The sequence below is a fragment of the Coprococcus eutactus genome (assembly GCF_025149915.1).
Classification (GTDB): domain Bacteria; phylum Bacillota; class Clostridia; order Lachnospirales; family Lachnospiraceae; genus Coprococcus; species Coprococcus eutactus.
Window position 1 is genome coordinate 1,131,551 of sequence record NZ_CP102278.1, and the last position, 17,428, is coordinate 1,148,978.

The 17,428-nt window shown below is 42.2% G+C and carries 12 protein-coding genes; all 12 read left to right on the forward strand.

Annotated elements, in window-relative coordinates:
• Positions 1-16: 16 nt before the first annotated feature.
• The 12 genes from NQ536_RS04870 to NQ536_RS04925 all read left to right on the forward strand — a co-directional run bounded on the left by NQ536_RS04870 (position 17) and on the right by NQ536_RS04925 (position 17,417).
• On the forward strand, positions 17-6,361 hold the full coding sequence (locus tag NQ536_RS04870) for a DUF5057 domain-containing protein (RefSeq protein ID WP_044997680.1): 6,345 nt from the start codon (positions 17-19) through the stop codon (positions 6,359-6,361).
• 256 nt (positions 6,362-6,617) lie between these two features.
• Positions 6,618-7,994, forward strand: a complete 1,377-nt coding sequence (gene aroE / locus NQ536_RS04875; RefSeq protein ID WP_004848882.1) for a shikimate dehydrogenase — start codon at positions 6,618-6,620, stop codon at positions 7,992-7,994.
• 86 nt (positions 7,995-8,080) lie between these two features.
• Entirely contained in the window at positions 8,081-9,187 is a 1,107-nt protein-coding gene (locus tag NQ536_RS04880; RefSeq protein WP_004848884.1) for an aminopeptidase P family protein, read from the forward strand.
• Between the two features lie 45 nt (positions 9,188-9,232).
• Positions 9,233-12,010: a YfhO family protein gene (locus tag NQ536_RS04885; RefSeq protein WP_004848886.1), complete on the forward strand. Its 2,778-nt coding sequence runs from the start codon at positions 9,233-9,235 to the stop codon at positions 12,008-12,010.
• Positions 12,011-12,293: 283 nt separating this feature from the next.
• The gene (gene efp / locus NQ536_RS04890; RefSeq protein ID WP_044997730.1) at positions 12,294-12,851 is read left to right on the forward strand and encodes an elongation factor P; all 558 of its coding nucleotides are present in this window, start codon (positions 12,294-12,296) and stop codon (positions 12,849-12,851) included.
• Positions 12,852-13,018: 167 nt separating this feature from the next.
• Positions 13,019-13,951: a stage III sporulation protein AA gene (spoIIIAA, locus tag NQ536_RS04895; protein ID WP_022058469.1), complete on the forward strand. Its 933-nt coding sequence runs from the start codon at positions 13,019-13,021 to the stop codon at positions 13,949-13,951.
• Positions 13,952-13,975: 24 nt separating this feature from the next.
• Entirely contained in the window at positions 13,976-14,494 is a 519-nt protein-coding gene (locus tag NQ536_RS04900; protein WP_004848893.1) for a stage III sporulation protein AB, read from the forward strand.
• 19 nt (positions 14,495-14,513) lie between these two features.
• On the forward strand, positions 14,514-14,714 hold the full coding sequence (spoIIIAC, locus tag NQ536_RS04905; protein WP_004848895.1) for a stage III sporulation protein AC: 201 nt from the start codon (positions 14,514-14,516) through the stop codon (positions 14,712-14,714).
• Positions 14,715-14,728: 14 nt separating this feature from the next.
• Positions 14,729-15,118, forward strand: coding sequence for a stage III sporulation protein AD (spoIIIAD, locus tag NQ536_RS04910; protein WP_167530853.1), 390 nt, complete (start codon positions 14,729-14,731; stop codon positions 15,116-15,118).
• Between the two features lie 25 nt (positions 15,119-15,143).
• Entirely contained in the window at positions 15,144-16,256 is a 1,113-nt protein-coding gene (locus tag NQ536_RS04915; protein WP_004848898.1) for a stage III sporulation protein AE, read from the forward strand.
• A 49-nt stretch (positions 16,257-16,305) separates the two neighbouring features.
• Positions 16,306-16,812 carry a stage III sporulation protein AF gene (locus tag NQ536_RS04920; protein WP_022058465.1) on the forward strand — a complete coding sequence of 169 codons (507 nt, stop codon included), beginning with the start codon at positions 16,306-16,308 and terminating at the stop codon, positions 16,810-16,812.
• On the forward strand, positions 16,809-17,417 hold the full coding sequence (locus NQ536_RS04925; protein WP_004848902.1) for a hypothetical protein: 609 nt from the start codon (positions 16,809-16,811) through the stop codon (positions 17,415-17,417). Before NQ536_RS04920 ends, NQ536_RS04925 begins: the two co-directional genes overlap by 4 nt.
• The last annotated feature ends 11 nt before the right edge of the window (positions 17,418-17,428 follow it).

Consider the following 17,428-nt stretch of genomic DNA (forward strand, 5'->3'; position numbering starts at 1 on the left):
AGAGGAGGATAATACAGTGTTTAAGAATAAAAAGATAGTCTTATCATCTATAGCTATTATATTCGCACTTGTAGTCAGCTCTATATTTGTGAATTATACACTGGCTAATTCCGATTCTCAGGCTTCTGTGAGCGATGCAACTGGAAGTGGCACCACGACAGGACTGACAGGTCTCTCCAATATCGATCTGGCAATAGAGAATTCAAATAATGCCGGAAAGAAGGCGACGGGTGAGGATAAGTATCGAATCGTTCAGATAGTTTCCGATGATTATGCAGCGAATGCAGCCATGGATACACAGCTGAAGGAGACAGTATCTAACGCTAAGTTCACAGGTGACGCAAAGAAGCTCACAGGATATGAGTCTACAACTTATCTGTGGAGATACGTATACGCAGGTGAGTACTTCAGACTTGCAGTGTTCAACGGTTATAAGACTATTGCAGATAACATGGCTGAAGGGGCTGTCACCCTTACGACATGTACGGTTAGTGAACTTAACAAGATGGACAAAAATGCTCAGGGAATCCTCAATCAGGCAGACTTCATATACATATGGGCAAATGGTGCCAGTGATTATGCAAGCAAGAGCAATGATTTGAGTGAGGAGCTGTATAACTGGCTGGATTCATATGCAACTGCAAATTCACATCCGATAGCTATGTGTACGGGTACTCTGTGTACAAGTGAGCCTGGCAATATATCAGGAAACAATGATGATTTCAGAATGGGAGCTCTGGCATATAAGCTCATTACAAAGGGTGCGGTTGCAAGATATGATAATGTACTTGTAACTGATGCAGATTTCTTCAAGACACTTTACGAAGAAGCAGATAAGAACAATGAGCCTACTCCGGATATAGAGAAGACAACGTATACCATCTCAGATTTTATACTGAAAGCTGAGAGAACAGCAAGTCAGGGGGGCAGTGATTACCTTAACTTTGGTACATACTATAAGTGGTATGATGGTGTATCGATCACAGACTTCCTGGATGGTAATATTCCGGATAATATCACAGATTCTACATATGATAAGGCGGGATCAAGATCAGGTCTTACCGGTGATAGAAAAGAGTGGAATTTTGACAATGCAAAGGTTCTTATCATATCAGAGGATGGTGCAAACAGTGCCATGTTCAATGAGATGAAGGAGAAGAACAGCGGTAACAGTGCTGAATCAGCAGCTTCTGACTACAAATTTGATAAGAAGACACAGACCTGGAAGTCGGTTGAGAAGGCACCTAACAGTGAGCTTACCGGACATATGTATGCGAATGGTACATCGGCCAGTGGAACAGGTATTTCAAAGTATGTGCCAAGTGGTGCAGATATATATGTATTGGATAGTGCTAATATAGTGGATGCACTTACAAATGGTGGTGTTCCATACAGCAATATGGCACTTTCAAATTCAGCATATATGGATGTCAAAACAAAGACGGTAAGTGGTACAGTGAGACTTACGGATATGGCGGTTGATGATGATCATGCGCTTGCTGTTGAAGATGTGAAACTGAGTGCTTATCTTGTGGTAGACAACGGTTCAGAGCTTCATCTTGCAGGAACATCTGCAGATGAAATGATGATGTGTCCACTTACAAAACAGGAGCAGCCAAAGCTTGACACAAATGGTGATGAACTCACGGATGACGATGGCAATATAATTATGGAAACAGTTTATACATATAGTTTTCCAAAACTTGATCCATCGTATAATTATAAAGTTGTCATTGGCGGAGATGATGGTTTCAGTGCAGATGACTATACAGTAGGTATGGCACAGGCAGGAGAAGATTCAGCAGATGGCGGTACTCAGGATAACGCAGATAATGTATATGATTTTATCATCAAGGCTGCAGAAGAGGATAACGTTGATGGTTATACTTTTAGAAAAGATGCAGAGGGAAATGAGGATGCAACAGTAGTTGTTACTCGTGATGATTTCAATGAAAGTGTTGATAAGCCTGATCTTGGAGCTGTGTACAAGAGTGATCTTATATACACAGGATTTGACCTTTCTGATGAGAGCAAGATTGCTGAATATGTAAAGAGTCAGCATGATGCATATGTAGCTTTGCAGACTGGTCTTGTAAGTGCTAATCCAGATAAGGTTGATCTTACACAGTTTGATTTCGTATTTATTGATAAGGGTACATATAACAAAGAGATAGGTCGGGATGTATTCAAGACTCTCACAGGTGGAGTCGAGAGTGGTCAGTATTTCATCGTATCATCTAAGGCCGGAGACGGTAAAGGTTCAAATACTGGAGATGGCGGCGGAAATGATAAGCCTGGAATCACAGTTATCACAAGCCCTTCAGCAAAGGCTATTGCTGATGTGATCAATGCCAGCGTTTACAGGGATGGAGCTGATAATAAGTTCAAGGTTCTTGAGATTCAGCCGGATTATCCAATTGATCTTGAGGTTGCAGCCCTTAATCAGACAGTAGAGACAGCTTATAAAACGAGAAGCGATGGAACAACACCTATCACAGGTAACTATTATACAGTTCCTTCAGATGTTGTGAGTGGTAAGTCAAAGGAAGAGCTTTCTGCGAAGACAGAGTATTATGACTTTGATCTCACAAAGGCAAAGATAGCGTATGCTGTAGATGGACTTTCATATGGTGATATAAGTCTTACTCAGGTTTCAACTGAGCAGCTCATAGGTATGAAGGAGAATATAGCAGCAACTTATGATCTTGTATATATCGGTGGTGATATAAGTGCAATGGATAGGAATCCTGCCGAGATGTATAAGGGACAGAATGATATAGGTAATTCCACACCGGGGTATACATATCAGATATTCCCGACATTTATAATGTATTATCACACCGGTACACTGAGTCAGTTGATGGCAGCTTCTACATATAGTCCGGATACGGCGCCTATATCAGGAAGCACAGAGATGATGGCTACGCCATGCATCGGTAACAAATATTACAAAACTACATATCTTGCAGAAAACGGTAATGACCTGACAAAGACCAAGTATGATGAACTTATATCATATATGGCATCAGGAAAACCGGTTATGGTAAGTGATGAGCTTACAAGTGTATATGAGAATATGCAGGGTACAAATGCAGATGGACAGGGATTGTCAGAAGCTGAGCTCCTTCAGGGATATTGGTATAAGAATGGCAATCTGGAGAGAACGAATTATTACCTTGATCCATCATCAAGAATGTACAGTCTGGTAGGCAGCCTGTATACAAGACATAACAGCCAGAGCGGTTCTAATGTACTGTGGGGCTTCAATAGTAAGTCTACTCAGTATATATCAGACAAGGATGGAAAGTATGGCAACAGTCTTTGGACAATGTACGTTCCGGCAGACAGCCAGAATGGAAGTGGTATACAGGATCTACTTGACAGCGATGCGCAGAAGAAAGCTTGGTATAAGGGAACCTCAGATGGTACAATATATTATAACTACAAGCTAGTGTGGGATGATGTGACATGTGCTTCGGTTAACAGACTTGTGACAGGAAGTGCACATAGGACCAGACTTACGGTTACTGAGAAACCTGTTACATATCAGCAGGGAATAGAGACGACATATATTAAGTCGAATAGGATGCCGTTTACTTTCAGAGTCGATGGAGATGATGCATCTTACAACTATAAGCTTTTCGTTGATGTCGATAAGAACACCAAATTCGAGAGTAGTGGTAAGGATATATGCCTTTCTAGTTCTTTACAAAACGGTGTAGACAAGTCTGTTACAGTTACACTTGATACGGAATTCTTCGGATCTGCTGCATGGTATCTTGAGATAACAAATACTAGTGGAGACGTGATTGCAACTGCGAACGGACTTAGCAAGATAGTCAATAATAAGACGGAGCTTGCAAAGAATGAGATCAATGTACTTCAGGTTCAGACTATGGCAGAGGGACAGGGCGCTACATCATGGGGTGCTACAGATACTCTGTATTTCGATATTGAGTCACAGACAGCGCATAAGATAGCAAAGTATAATGTATTTGCAAATATGGTGGAACTTGACAATGCGTCAACGACACAGTACGAAGTGCTTGGACGTCATGAGAATAGGTTCGGTATATACGAGTTTGATACGGATACAGATGCAGATGATTACTATTCAAATCTTGCAGATGAGATAAGTGATGATTATGACATTAATCTTGATCTTGTTGTTGCGTCGAAAGATAAGGCAGAGTTTACTACTGGTGATGGAAAACAGACAAGTTATGCTTGTCTTGATACAATGGTAGAGGAAGCTGAGATACTTGCAAATGGTGGTAAAGTTGATAACATGAGTCAGGAGGATTATGCAAATCAGGCTACAGTAGCTCTTGCAGCATATACAAAGGCTACATCTGATGTTGTAGCTCCAAAGAAGGCTCTCGACACTTACCTTACAAATGCGATAGCATATATGAATGGTACGTATACAGGTTCTATCAATTATCAAGAGGAATTCCTTAAGAATTTCAAGACCAGCACAGATGAGACAAAGCAGGTACTCCAGTATATTATGGATACAGGTGATTACTACATTATATTCTGGCCTAAGTACAATACCATGAATCACTGTGAGGCAGCATTTAAGAATCACCAGATGTCCAATGATTATGGCGATAGATTCAAGACGTTGTATGAGAAATATGTAGAAGTAAAGGATAAAGAAATTGAGGCAAAGGAGAAGTATAATACATATCTTAGAAGATCATATGGTAAGGACTTCATGAAGAAGATGTATTCAATACTTGTACTTGGACCTTCAGATTCATTTGGTGGATTTAAGGTTGATTTCCAGAAGGCTACATGTCAGTACATACTGGATTATGTATCATATGGAGGAGATCTCTTCTTCTTCCATGATTCAATGTCACCTTATGCAAATGCTGGTGCGGTTAATCTTACAAGATCACTGTTGTCAGTTGTTGGAATGAATAGATTCCATGTTGATATAACAAATGATGTGGTATCATATTCAAAGCCTATATCTCTTGGAGAATATACGGTTAAAAATGTTGCATATAGTAAAGCTTCAGTTAACACAAGTACATTGGATGTTACATATACGCCAGATGGCACTGTTGATGATGTCACTTATACATCTCCAGATACAAGCCTTTACTATATGACACCATATGTTAATAACTCTGCGGCGGGTGAAGGCTTACTTAACAGTATGAATTCAAATATTATGGATATATTCGTAAAGAAGAATGCGTACTGGCAGCCATACCTCGGTAAAGAGAAGAATTTATTTATAAGCCCTGTTGCTATGACAGCACTTTATTACAATGGTAATATGGCTGGAGCAACGACAACTCTTCCATATGTATATGCTCAGGAGTCATTCAAGGCAGCTACGGCATGGTCACAGGCTTCAAATCAGGATCAGTCAGCATGTGCTGAGACGGTAAAAGCTACACAGCTTAACTCAGGTCTTGTAACGTTGTATCCATACAATATCAGTTCTTCACTGAATATTTCTGGTACACATCAGCAGGCTTATGCACTTGATCTTGAAAGCAATAATATAACTGTTTGGTATACACTTGCAGGTTCTAACAACTCATCTAACAGTAAGATGCGTTCATCAAAGTATGCAGCTGATCCTGGTGATGCTATGGAAGCTTATTACATCTACACTACAGCCTATGGCAGTGGTGCAATCACGTATTGTGGATCAGGACATTCATCAGTAACTGGTCGACGTACAAGAAACAATGATGAGAGAAAGCTCTTTATCAACGTTATTGTAAACAGCGCTACAGCAGTACCTGATATGCCTACGATCAAGTGTTATGATCCTGTAGAGACTTGGAAAGATGAGGATGAGCTCACAAAGGATGAGGAGATTCTTGCAACATCAGGCAGAACAGTATACAACAGAGTTGTAGATGCGAAGACAGATGCACCTACATTCGATTACAAGATTGGTATTCCTGAGAATACAAAGATTACAAAGGTTAACATCTTCTATGATCTGAATCTCGATGAGGAATCTCTTAAGACAGAGAAACCTAGTATGCCGGTATATGAAGAGAACGTGGATAAGATGATTCTCTCATACGACGAAATAGGTGGAAAGAAAGTTAGAGAGATTTCAAAGCAGATTACAGATGCACTCAGAGATGGTGAAACCAGAGGAAATCTCACTGTAAATCTCAAGCCAAACGATACCTACTTTGCAGCTTATGATGGAACACATACATACATTGTTGTTCAGGTAGAGTATCAGGGAATGAAAGCTCCAGTATACACAATCATAAGAGTAAAGGCATCAGATCCTCTGTTTGATCTGACAGATAATACGATCGATGTTCCAGCATATGATGATTTCATAGCTGAGAAGAAGAAGGTATTCGCATAAATCGCGGAGAAACTAATTCTTAATCGCAAATAACTAAAAAAATTGGAAGCCGGGTATATTGCCCGGCTTCTTTTATGTTATACTGTCGGAGTGAAGATGTTATACTGTTGGAGTGCAGATGTTGAAAAGCTTGCGATATGTTGTAACACATAATATGTGTGACAACCTTAAAGTATTAGGGATGCAGATTCACTAGAATGAAAATTATTATTATTTATATATAGCTGTGACATGGGAACGGCGGAATGGAGATTAGATGAATATAGATGGTAAGACAAGGCTTTTAGGTTTGCTTGGAGATCCGGTGGAGCACACGATGTCTCCGGTTATACACAACACTCTCAGTGATGTGCTTGGATTTAATGAAGTATATGTTCCTTTTCACACAACAAGCGAGGGGCTCAAGAATGCTGTAAAAGGTGCATATGATCTGAATATTCTTGGGATGAATGCCACGGTACCTCACAAGAATGCGGTTATGGATATGTTGGTTGATATCGATGCAGGAGCAAAAGCTATCGGCGCAGTGAATACTCTGGTTCGGGTAGAGGGAGGTTACAAAGGATACAACACCGATATGATGGGGCTTTCGAGGGAACTTGATGTGTATGGCATATCCCTGAAAGAAAGAAATGCGGTTATCCTTGGAGCTGGTGGTGCTGCGAGGGCTGTAGCATATATGTGTGCAGCGAAGGGGTGCAAGAAAGTATTCATACTTAACAGGACATTACAGAAGGCAGAAGGTATTGCATCTGATATGAACAGATATTTTAAAAAAGATATATTCCTGCCTGTATTACTTGCGGATTATGAAAAGCTATATGATGAATATAATGATGAGAAGTTTGTAGTGTTCCAGTCTACATCTATAGGTCTTGCACCACATAATGAGGATGTGGTTATTGACGACTCAAGATTTTACGAGTTGATAGATGTTGGAATCGATCTGATCTATAATCCATTTGAGACGAAGTTTATGAGACTGTGTCGTGAGAATGGTGCAAAGGCTTACAATGGACTCAGGATGCTTCTCTATCAGGGGATAATAGCATATGAATTATGGAATAATATTTCAGTCGCCGAGGATGTGGCAGATATCGTATATAACAAGATGTTGAAATCTGTTAGAAAGAATATAATACTTATTGGATTCATGGGATGCGGCAAGACAACAGTTGGAACAGCGGTTGCCGGCAGACTGGGATATAATCTGCTTGATGTGGATTTATATATAGAAAAAGAAGCTGGATGCAGCATAAGCCAGATATTTGCTGACAAGGGAGAACAGTATTTCAGAGAGCTGGAGACAGATACATTAAAGAAACTAAATGCATCTATATCTCATACTGTGATCTCAACGGGTGGCGGACTTCCGATGAGACCAGAGAATGCCGAGGAGCTCAGAAAACTGGGAACGGTCATTTATCTGGATGTACAGCCGGAGGAAGTGATTCGCAGACTTTCTGGCGATACATCAAGACCATTGCTTCAGGGTGATGATGTAGAAAGAAAAGTCAACAGGCTTATGGATGAGAGAAGACCGGTGTATGAGTCTGAAGCAGATTGTGTGATTCCTGTAACTGGAAGAGATGTGGAAGAGATAGTTGACGAATTGGTTTGTATCGTAGAATGAGTATTTGATGTGATCAAAGATATAAACAAGCTAAACAAATAAAAGAAAACAGGTACGGAAAGCATATATCATATATAGAAGGGAAGATGACATTTATGGAGTCTGAGAGAACAAGGGTAGAACTTGAAAAAGTAATTCGTGAATTGGACCTTGATGCAATATTGATAACGGACAGATATAATATGAGGTATATCGCTTCATATCGCGGAGAGGGAGTCATATTTTATACAAAAGACGCAAAGTATGTACTCACTGATTCCAGGTATACAGAACAGGTGGAGAGAGAATGTGATGGATACGAATGCATAGATATTGCTGGTTTAGGATATGCCGGTAATTTAAATCAATTGATAGCCACAATAAAATGTTCTCCGGAGTATACAGGAAGTAAAGTAAGGGTGGGATTCGAGAATCTCAGTATCTCATACAGTGATTATGATATATATCAGAATAAACTTGATGAGGTTGAACTTGTAGCTATAGATGGAAGACTCGATTCCATCAGGGAGATAAAGACAGATGATGAGATCGAGAAGCTCCGTGTTGCAGAGTCCATAGGGGATGCGGCGTTTAAGTACATTCTGGGATTTTTGAAGGAAGGAATAACAGAGAAAGAGGTTGCCCTGGAACTGGAATACTATATGAAAAAGAATGGCGCTGAGGGCCTGAGCTTTGACACGATAGCTGCTTCAGGAAGGAATTCGTCCATGCCGCACGCTATACCATCAGACAAGAAGCTTGAAGCGGGAGACTTCCTGACGATGGACTTTGGATGCATATATGATGGGTACTGTTCAGATATGACAAGAACTGTTGCGATAGGATATGCATCGGACAGCATGAGATCGGTATATGATATAGTTTTAAGGGCTCAACTAGAGTCGATGAAGCATATAAAGGCAGGCGCACTGTGTAACGAAGTGGATGCAGCTGCCAGGAGAGTGATAGCAGATGCCGGATATGGCAATTGTTTTGGCCATGGACTGGGACATTCTGTAGGATTGTTCATTCATGAGAATCCGAGATTTTCACCAAAATGCAATGCATTACTGAAGCCGGGCATTGTCATAACTGTGGAACCGGGAATTTATATTCCGGGTCAGTTTGGTGTCAGGATAGAGGATCTGGTTGTTGTGACAGAGGATGGGTTTGTAAATCTTGCAAGAGCGGAAAAGAGCCTTATCATAGTCTAGCTTATATGCGTGGGAGATGTCAGCAAACCAGGGATAAATGTATGAATGGAGAAAAATAGAATGGATAGTAATCTGACTAATGTGCCAGAGGAAAATCATGAAGAAAGAATAAAACATAATGAGAAAGGCTGCTCAAGAACTAAAAATAAACACTGGTATGTTGGGATCTTTATTGCATCAGTACTTTTGTATACTATAGTGATAGCGGTGGAGGGGGCATATCCGTTTGGAAAAAGGTGCTTCCTGACTGACGATGCATATGTCCAGTACAACACCATGCTAAGAACATTGATAGAGTATGTACACAGTGGTGACAAAAGTGCAATTCTATGGAATAGAGGTATGGGAACTGATATGTACCTGACCGCACTTTATTACCTGATGAGTCCGTTTAACATCATCGCGTTGTTGATGGGGGAAAAGCATGTTGAATTAGCTCTTATCTTCATCATAGTGTTAAAAGGCTCACTGGTTACAGTCACAGGCCTATATTATTTCCGTAACACGACTGTGTTCGCGAATGAAGATAGAAACAGCAAGGCTGGTGGATGGGTCAGCTTTTGCTGTGCTCTGGCGTGGGGATTCTGTGGATACTTAGTTGCTTATGGACAGAATATCATATGGCTTGATGCGATTATTCTTATGCCACTTATAGCTCTGGCTGTGGAGAAAGTGAATATGGGAGAGTCATATATAAGATATATTCTTCTTCTCACGTTGGTTTTTATATTTAATTTTTATTATGCATTTTATGTATGTATGTTCATAGTTGTATATTATATTCTTCTAGACAGACGAACTTTCGGAGAGCTGCTCAGAAATGGCTTGAAGCTGGCTGGATTGTCTGTGGCTGCAGTTATGCTGGCGGGAATAGTGTTGGTTCCTGCTGCACTCAGCATCATGAAAGCTGGTGACACAACACTTAACAGTTCAGATACTTTGGACATGTGGGGAGATTTTGGACATTATATTGTGTCCTTTTTCCCGTTCAAAGAAGTGACAAATGGATATATGTACAACAACAACAATTATTGCGGAACAATTGTAGTGTTGCTGCTGTTCGTGTTTGTCCTGTCGTCATCGGTGTCACTTAAAGATAAATTGAAGTATGCTGCCGTAGTGTTGATGTTTATGCTTGCGGCCAATTTTCTGCCTCTTAATTATGTGTTCCACGGATTTGTTGTTCCCCACGGAACGGGAAATCGATTTGCGATCATTCTCACATTTGTCATGTTGATGATCGCCTATAGGATACTTACAGATATAGAGTCTGTGAAAACGTATGCAGTTGCTGGAGCCGGAATTGCAGGCGGAGTTGTATTTGCATTGTCATTTACAGATGAAAACATGCTTCAGGTGTTTTACTGTTATGTGGGATTTCTTCTGGTCATGGCAGTCAGCCTTATTGTTATGGTGCTGTTATCTAGAAAGAGCATAAAGAAAACTACAGCACTTGTCATCATAATGGTGCTGTGGGTGGCAGAAATATGCTGCAATATGGTTGTGACCATGAAAGACAAGGCAAATGAAGGAGACATGATTGATAATATACACTTGTCAGAGTGGAATGCACAGTATCAGATGCTTAATACGGATGGAAAATCGCGAAAGACAGCTCTGTTAAATGATAATTATGTGCAAAATTCTGACGTGAACTGGTATTCATCGATGATAAATGGATATTATGTCAATGCGTTTGAGACCATGGGAATGGCACATTTTGATAATGTTGAGTGTGTGTATGATGGCGCGACACCTCTTACAGCTATGATGTATAATGTCAGATATGTTCTGACGAACTCAAAGAATACAAATGGTGGATATCATTCGATATATAGCGGTGAGATATATAGCGTATATGAGGCGGATGAGTTGGCTGACTGGGGATTTATGACAGGTGAAGGCATAAAAAAGTGGAATGCTGATGGAAATGTAGCAGAGAATCAATCCAAGTTCTTGGAATGTGGGTTTGGCGATGAACTGGCTGATCTGAATAGCGAAAATCTTCAGAACTCCCTACAACTTTCTCAGCTTATGGAGCTTATTCCGTGGGGGGACATATCCTATGATGTGGCACACGGATTGGGAATGTTGCAGAGATATATGGCGCCGGAGGGTAGATTTATAAATCGTGGACTTACACAGATATTTAATTTTGGAGATTTTAAAGAAACAGGAATTGGTGAATACATATATTCGGGAAACAGTACCCAGTACCATGCGTGCGTACAGCTTCGATTTACAGCTGACAGAGACATGGATCTGTACGTGTACAGTGCAGATAACAGAGATCAGGCAGTTACCACGTATATAGATGGAGAAGAGTCTTCCTCGGTTATGTATACATCGTCAGGGCAGCTTGCCTATGGAGGACATGTGAAAAAGGGACAGAAGGTGAAGGTGTCAGTCATCGGCGGGGCTTCTGTAGGTGAGTCAGCGATAAAGGAAATTCAGCTTTATAGCTTTAACACAGAACTATTCGAGAAGGCTAAGTCATCTATAACTGATGAGACCCTCATAAGTGACGGCTTTTCAGGCAATACTTTTAAAGGACATGTAACGGCAAAGAAGGATGGCGTGCTCTATCTGGCGTTCCCGTACAGTGACGGATACACGATATACGTGGACGGCAGAAAGGCAGAAAAAATTCTTCTCGGCAAGGGGAATATGGGAGTGGAATTGTCTGGTGGCGAACATGAGATAAAGCTTGAATATCATACGCCGGGATTTGCCTTTGGAATAATCGTAAGCTGTGCTGGATTGGTATTTTTAGTACTTATCTGCATGCATGGCAGAACGAAAAGAAAAGCAGCTGTTAAATAAAGGCAGAAGGTATGTGTATAGCTGAATATGTATAGCAGTGTATGCGTAGCTGAGCATGTATATAGCTGAGTATGTATATCTGCGTATGCGTAGCTGAGTATATATAGCAGTGTATGAATATAGCTGAGTATACACAGCTGCGTATGCGTATAGTTGCAGTATGTCTGTGTATGGTAAAAAATAGTTGAAAAATTATTTCATATATTATAAAATGTGACAAGAAGTTTGTATCTTTAAGCAAGAAGTTAATATCTTTAAGGAGGATAAGATAGTTATGGCAGAGATGATCTCAGCAGGCGATTTTAGAAACGGCGTTACGATCGAATTCGAGGGAAATATTTATCAGATTATAGAGTTCCAGCACGTTAAGCCAGGAAAGGGTGCAGCTTTCGTAAGAACAAAGCTTAAGAACATCAAGAACGGCGGTGTTGTAGAGAAGTCATTCCGTCCAACAGAGAAGTGTGAGAAGGCTCACATCGAGAGAAAGGATATGCAGTATCTTTACAATGACGGAGATCTTTTCTATTTCATGGATCCAGAGACATATGATCAGATTCCTATCAGCTCAGCAGCTATAGGTGATTCACTTAAGTTCGTTAAGGAGAACGAGCTCTGTAAGATCTGTTCACACAACGGCAACGTATTTGCTGTAGAGCCACCTCTTTTTGTAGAGCTGGTTATCACAGAGTGCGAGCCTGGTGTAAAGGGCGATACAGCAACAGGTGCTACAAAGCCATGTACAGTTGAGACAGGCGCTCAGGTATCAGTACCTCTCTTCGTAAACGAGGGTGACACGATCAAGATCGATACACGTACAGGTGAGTATCTTTCAAGAGTTTAATTCACAGCGTGTAACAATATTAATAGAAACTATCATAGATCAGGTATGGCGGTTGCTGTACCTGATTTTTTTATGCAATCAGTTCCCTGCGTGTTCTAAATCCTCAACCCCATGAATATATTGTTTATGTAGTCATAATAGCAGAGTGATCACAAGAGGGAAAATGTATGTGCGGAGAAGATGTATTGCGCCTGCTGCCGGTGAGGATCAGGTGTATGGTGGAGAAACTGAAACTGGATTTCAGCAGATTGTGGGAGATCAGGCTCAGGGTGAACAGCCCGTTTATTCTGAGGTATGAGGACAGCGAGATATATGTGGATTCAAGGGGAATGAAGACGGATGATGCGGCAAAGGCTTACATAGTGACTGCCAGGGATGTGAATGATACCTTGGAATGTGTGTGCAACCACTCACTGTATGCTTACGAGGATGAGATAAGGCAGGGCTTTGTGACTGTGTGCGGAGGTCATAGAGTAGGTGTTGCGGGAAAGATCATATTGGACGGAAACAGGATAAAGTGTATACGGCACATATCGTTTCTCAACATAAGGGTTGCCCATGAGATCAAGGGTTGTAGCAACAGAGTGATGCAGTACATAGTGAGCGGTGGAAGACTTCTGAACACACTCATCGTATCAGCGCCATGTCATGGCAAGACCACTTTGCTCAGGGATATCATAAGGGTGGTGTCCAACAGCGGAACCACGGTGGGAGTTGTAGATGAGAGATCTGAGATAGCGGCATGTTACAAGGGGATACCTCAAAACGATGTGGGTATAAGGACTGATGTGCTTGACTGCTGCCCGAAGGCTGCGGGAATGATGATGTTAGTCAGGACCATGGCACCGGAGCTTATAGCGGTCGATGAGATAGGTGGGCCTGCGGATGTGGACGCGATATTTGGCGTCGTAAACTGTGGGTGCAGATTGCTTGCCACAGCTCATGGCTACTCCATAGATGATGTGCGGGAGAGAACCGGTATAAGAAGACTTGTGGAAAACCGCGTGTTTGAGAGATACGTTGTTCTGGGGGGAGAGAAAGCAGGGCAGGTATCAGACATATTTGACGGTCAGGGCAACAGACTGTGCTGGTGCGAATGACGCCGGGGAGGATGAAGTAGATATATGTTGAAGATAACAGGCTGCTTTCTTATACTGTATGCCTCATTTATGACAGGACATGCAGTGGGCAGCTTTCACACAAGAATGGTGAGTGAGCTGGAGGAGCTCATTTTACTGATACAGATCATAAAGAACCAGATAATATACGAGGGAACAGAGCTGCCTGAACTGCTTGCCAGATGTGAGAAGCGCACTAAGGGAGCTGTGAAGATGTGGCTGCACAGCCTCAACGAAGACGTTTCCGGCGGCAGGGACAAGCCATTTGGCGAATTGTGGCGGGATTCGATGGCAGTGCTGTCGGATCTCTCGGCAGTCCGCGCGGATGTGGTGGAGGAGATTGGCCGTCTTGGTGATATACTCGGAGATATGGATGTCGATGCACAGATATCCAGGATATCGCTGATAGAGAATATAATCACTGACAAATATGAGAGGGAGAGAAACAGAAATGGGGGGATCAGGAAGCTTTCCAATTCCCTTGGGATACTGGCAGGACTGTTCATCGTGATAATGTTATTGTGAGCGTAGAGGAGAGGAAACTATGACGATCCAGATACTGTTGAAAATAGGGGCGGTAGGTATCCTGGTGGCATTGCTGAACCAGATACTCAAGCATTCCGGGAAAGAGGAGCATGCATATCTTCTTAATCTGGCAGGGCTTATCATAGTGTTGTCATGGGTGATTCCCTATATACGGGATCTGTTTAATGAGATAATGGAACTTGTAAATCTGGGACAGTGATGGATGGTGATGTGATGAATCTGATAGCAGTGTCATTTGCAGCGGTGATAGTGGTACTCATAGCCATAAAGATAAAGGATATGGATTCCGGATATGGAGTCATTCTCTCGATGGCGGGCTGTGTGATGGTGATGTATTTCGTGGTTAGTAGATTCAGACAGATCACGGATTATATAGACAGGATCACAGCATACATATCGGTAAATATCACATACATAGATGTTATCCTGAAGATGATCGGTCTTGCATATGTGTGTCAGTTTTCAAGTGACCTGTGCAGGGATGCGGGATACAATGCCATAGCCTCCCAGGTTGAGATGGCGGGAAAGATATCCCTCATACTTCTAAGCATGCCGGTTCTCATGAGTGTGATAGATCTGGTGGTGAAGATAGTTGAAGGGTAGGTATTTTTTTAGATGCGGTGTCCGTATGGCTTTATTGATCTATATGGTCGGTGTGTTTGCGCTGCTGCCAGAATACCAGGTGTCAGCGGATATGCGGACCGCAGAGTACGAGAGTGATCCTGATAGCGACTGGATAGATCAGCTTGACGAACTCATCAGCGAAAAGACATCGGTTAAGTTCAGCGAGATATATGAACTTCTGAGGACCGGTGATATAGACGGTGCCTGCCGGCGCGTTGGAAGGGCTCTGGCGGACAGCATCGCCTATGAGGTGAGGACAAGCCGCGTGCTTGCTCTGCAGATAATCGCGGTAATAGTTCTTGGAAGTACATTTGCCCAGGTGTCGGGCAATATCGGAGAGTATGTCATGGAAAATGGCTTCATGGTGACATATATGGTGCTTGTATCGCTGCTGCTCGGTGATTTCGTCATAGTACAGAATGTTGTAACAGACACGATAGGGGATGTTACCGAGTTCATGAGGGCGTTTTATCCTATGTATGCATCTCAGATATTGTATGTCAGCGGACCTGAAAGCGCCATGTACTCGCAGTCGGTGCTCATACTTGTGATATACATATGTCAGACGGGGATAATCGGATTCATCCTGCCCCTTATAAAGTGCAGCGGGATAGTGGCGCTGGTGAATAATCTCAACAAGGAAGATAATTTCTCAAGACTTGCGGGGCTGATGAAGAAGCTTGCCAGCTGGGGGCTTGGAACGATGTTCGCCGTTGTCACGGGCATCAATGTCGTGAAGAGCATGATAGCACCATCGATAGACAGGGTATCAAGAAACGGGATACTCAGGGCTATAGGAAAGATGTCTGGCATGTCATCTGTCAGTGCAGTGCTGAGTGTCATGATAAGTACAGGAGAGTTTATAAAAAACTGTATGGGGATGGCGTGTACAGTTATCATAGTGATACTGGCGGCGGTTCCCATGATAAAGATACTTATTATAGTATTTACACTTAGGTGTATCGCGGCTGTGGTACAGCCTGTTGGGGACAGCAGATATTCAGAGGGAGTTGGGATCATGGCGGCGACAGCGGAACTGATGCTGAAGGCATGTGGTATAAGCGTGATGATGTTTGTGATCAGCATAGCTCTTATGACAATGAGTATATCGTCGTAGCTGAATGCAGGCAGGATCAACCCCTCCTGCCTTTACATGGAGGGATGTAATGCTCAGGGAATGGATAACAAATATAATAGTGTGCGGCATATTGTTCTCGGTTATCCTGTATCTTGTGCCTGACCCGAAGATGAAGAAATACATACAGACGGCCATCGGATTTGTCATGATGATAGTCGTTCTCACGCCGGTCATAAGGTGGCTGCACAGCGATGACCGTGTGATCTTTGATATGTATGAAGAGTCGCTTGGGGCAAATATAGATGGTGGGGATGATGAGGTGTACGTAGAACTTATGGAGAAGGTAATACAGGATTTTATTTCTGACAGGTATGGGACATATGCAGATGTGGATATAGAGTTATCCGATGAAATGGAAATAGCTGGAATCCGGGTAATTCTTTCCGGAGATAATCCTATGGAAGGGGAGAATGCACAGACCGGAAAACAAATAGATCACGGGGAGGCTGATTCTGGGGAAATGTCAAAAGTGCTTTCGGATGAATACGGGCTGGACCAGGAAAAGATCAGCATTGCAGGAAGGGCTGGAAAATGAAAATGAATATTAAAGCGATACTCAAAAGCAGCAACAACAGGATATATAAGTTGCTGCTTGTTTTGATTGCAGGGATATGCATGCTTATCATAGTATGGCCGTCAGACCGCCGGGATAGTTCTCAGGAGAACACGGATGATGCGGAGAGCGAAATCTATGGACAGACGGCTGACAGTTACGCAGATGGGCAGCAGGCAACGGACAGCATGGCGGATGAAAACTATATGGATGATGTAGCAGCCTATACTGAACGCCTTGAAAAAAGACTGGCGGGTGTGCTTGGGACAATGTATGGAATATCGGATGTGCAGGTGATGATAACAGTAAAGGATAACGGGCAGAAGATCGCACTCAAGGACAGAAATACAGCCCAAAGTGAAGATGACGACTCCAGTCAGACATCCGTCACTGAGGATACAGTCCTTAAGGAGAGCGGAAGTCAGAGCGTTCCATATGTGACAAAATATGTGCAGCCTGAGATTGAGGGAGTTGTGATATGCTGCAAAGGTGCGGAAAATGCAGAAATGTCGCTGAAGATAACAAATGCTGTTCAGGCATTATTTGACGTTCAGGCGCATAAGATTGTGATATTAGAAGCAAATTAATGTGGAGGACT

Excerpts from the sequence above, each read along its gene's own strand:
- aroE (WP_004848882.1), top strand. The coding sequence starts at position 6,618 with ATGAATATAGATGGTAAGACAAGGCTTTTAGGTTTGCTTGGAGATCCG.
- NQ536_RS04880 (WP_004848884.1), top strand. The coding sequence starts at position 8,081 with ATGACATTTATGGAGTCTGAGAGAACAAGGGTAGAACTTGAAAAAGTA.
- NQ536_RS04885 (WP_004848886.1), top strand. The coding sequence starts at position 9,233 with ATGGAGAAAAATAGAATGGATAGTAATCTGACTAATGTGCCAGAGGAA.
- efp (WP_044997730.1), top strand. The coding sequence starts at position 12,294 with ATGATCTCAGCAGGCGATTTTAGAAACGGCGTTACGATCGAATTCGAG.
- spoIIIAA (WP_022058469.1), top strand. The coding sequence starts at position 13,019 with ATGTGCGGAGAAGATGTATTGCGCCTGCTGCCGGTGAGGATCAGGTGT.
- NQ536_RS04900 (WP_004848893.1), top strand. The coding sequence starts at position 13,976 with ATGTTGAAGATAACAGGCTGCTTTCTTATACTGTATGCCTCATTTATG.
- spoIIIAC (WP_004848895.1), top strand. The coding sequence starts at position 14,514 with ATGACGATCCAGATACTGTTGAAAATAGGGGCGGTAGGTATCCTGGTG.
- spoIIIAD (WP_167530853.1), top strand. The coding sequence starts at position 14,729 with ATGAATCTGATAGCAGTGTCATTTGCAGCGGTGATAGTGGTACTCATA.
- NQ536_RS04915 (WP_004848898.1), top strand. The coding sequence starts at position 15,144 with ATGGCTTTATTGATCTATATGGTCGGTGTGTTTGCGCTGCTGCCAGAA.
- NQ536_RS04920 (WP_022058465.1), top strand. The coding sequence starts at position 16,306 with ATGCTCAGGGAATGGATAACAAATATAATAGTGTGCGGCATATTGTTC.
- NQ536_RS04925 (WP_004848902.1), top strand. The coding sequence starts at position 16,809 with ATGAAAATGAATATTAAAGCGATACTCAAAAGCAGCAACAACAGGATA.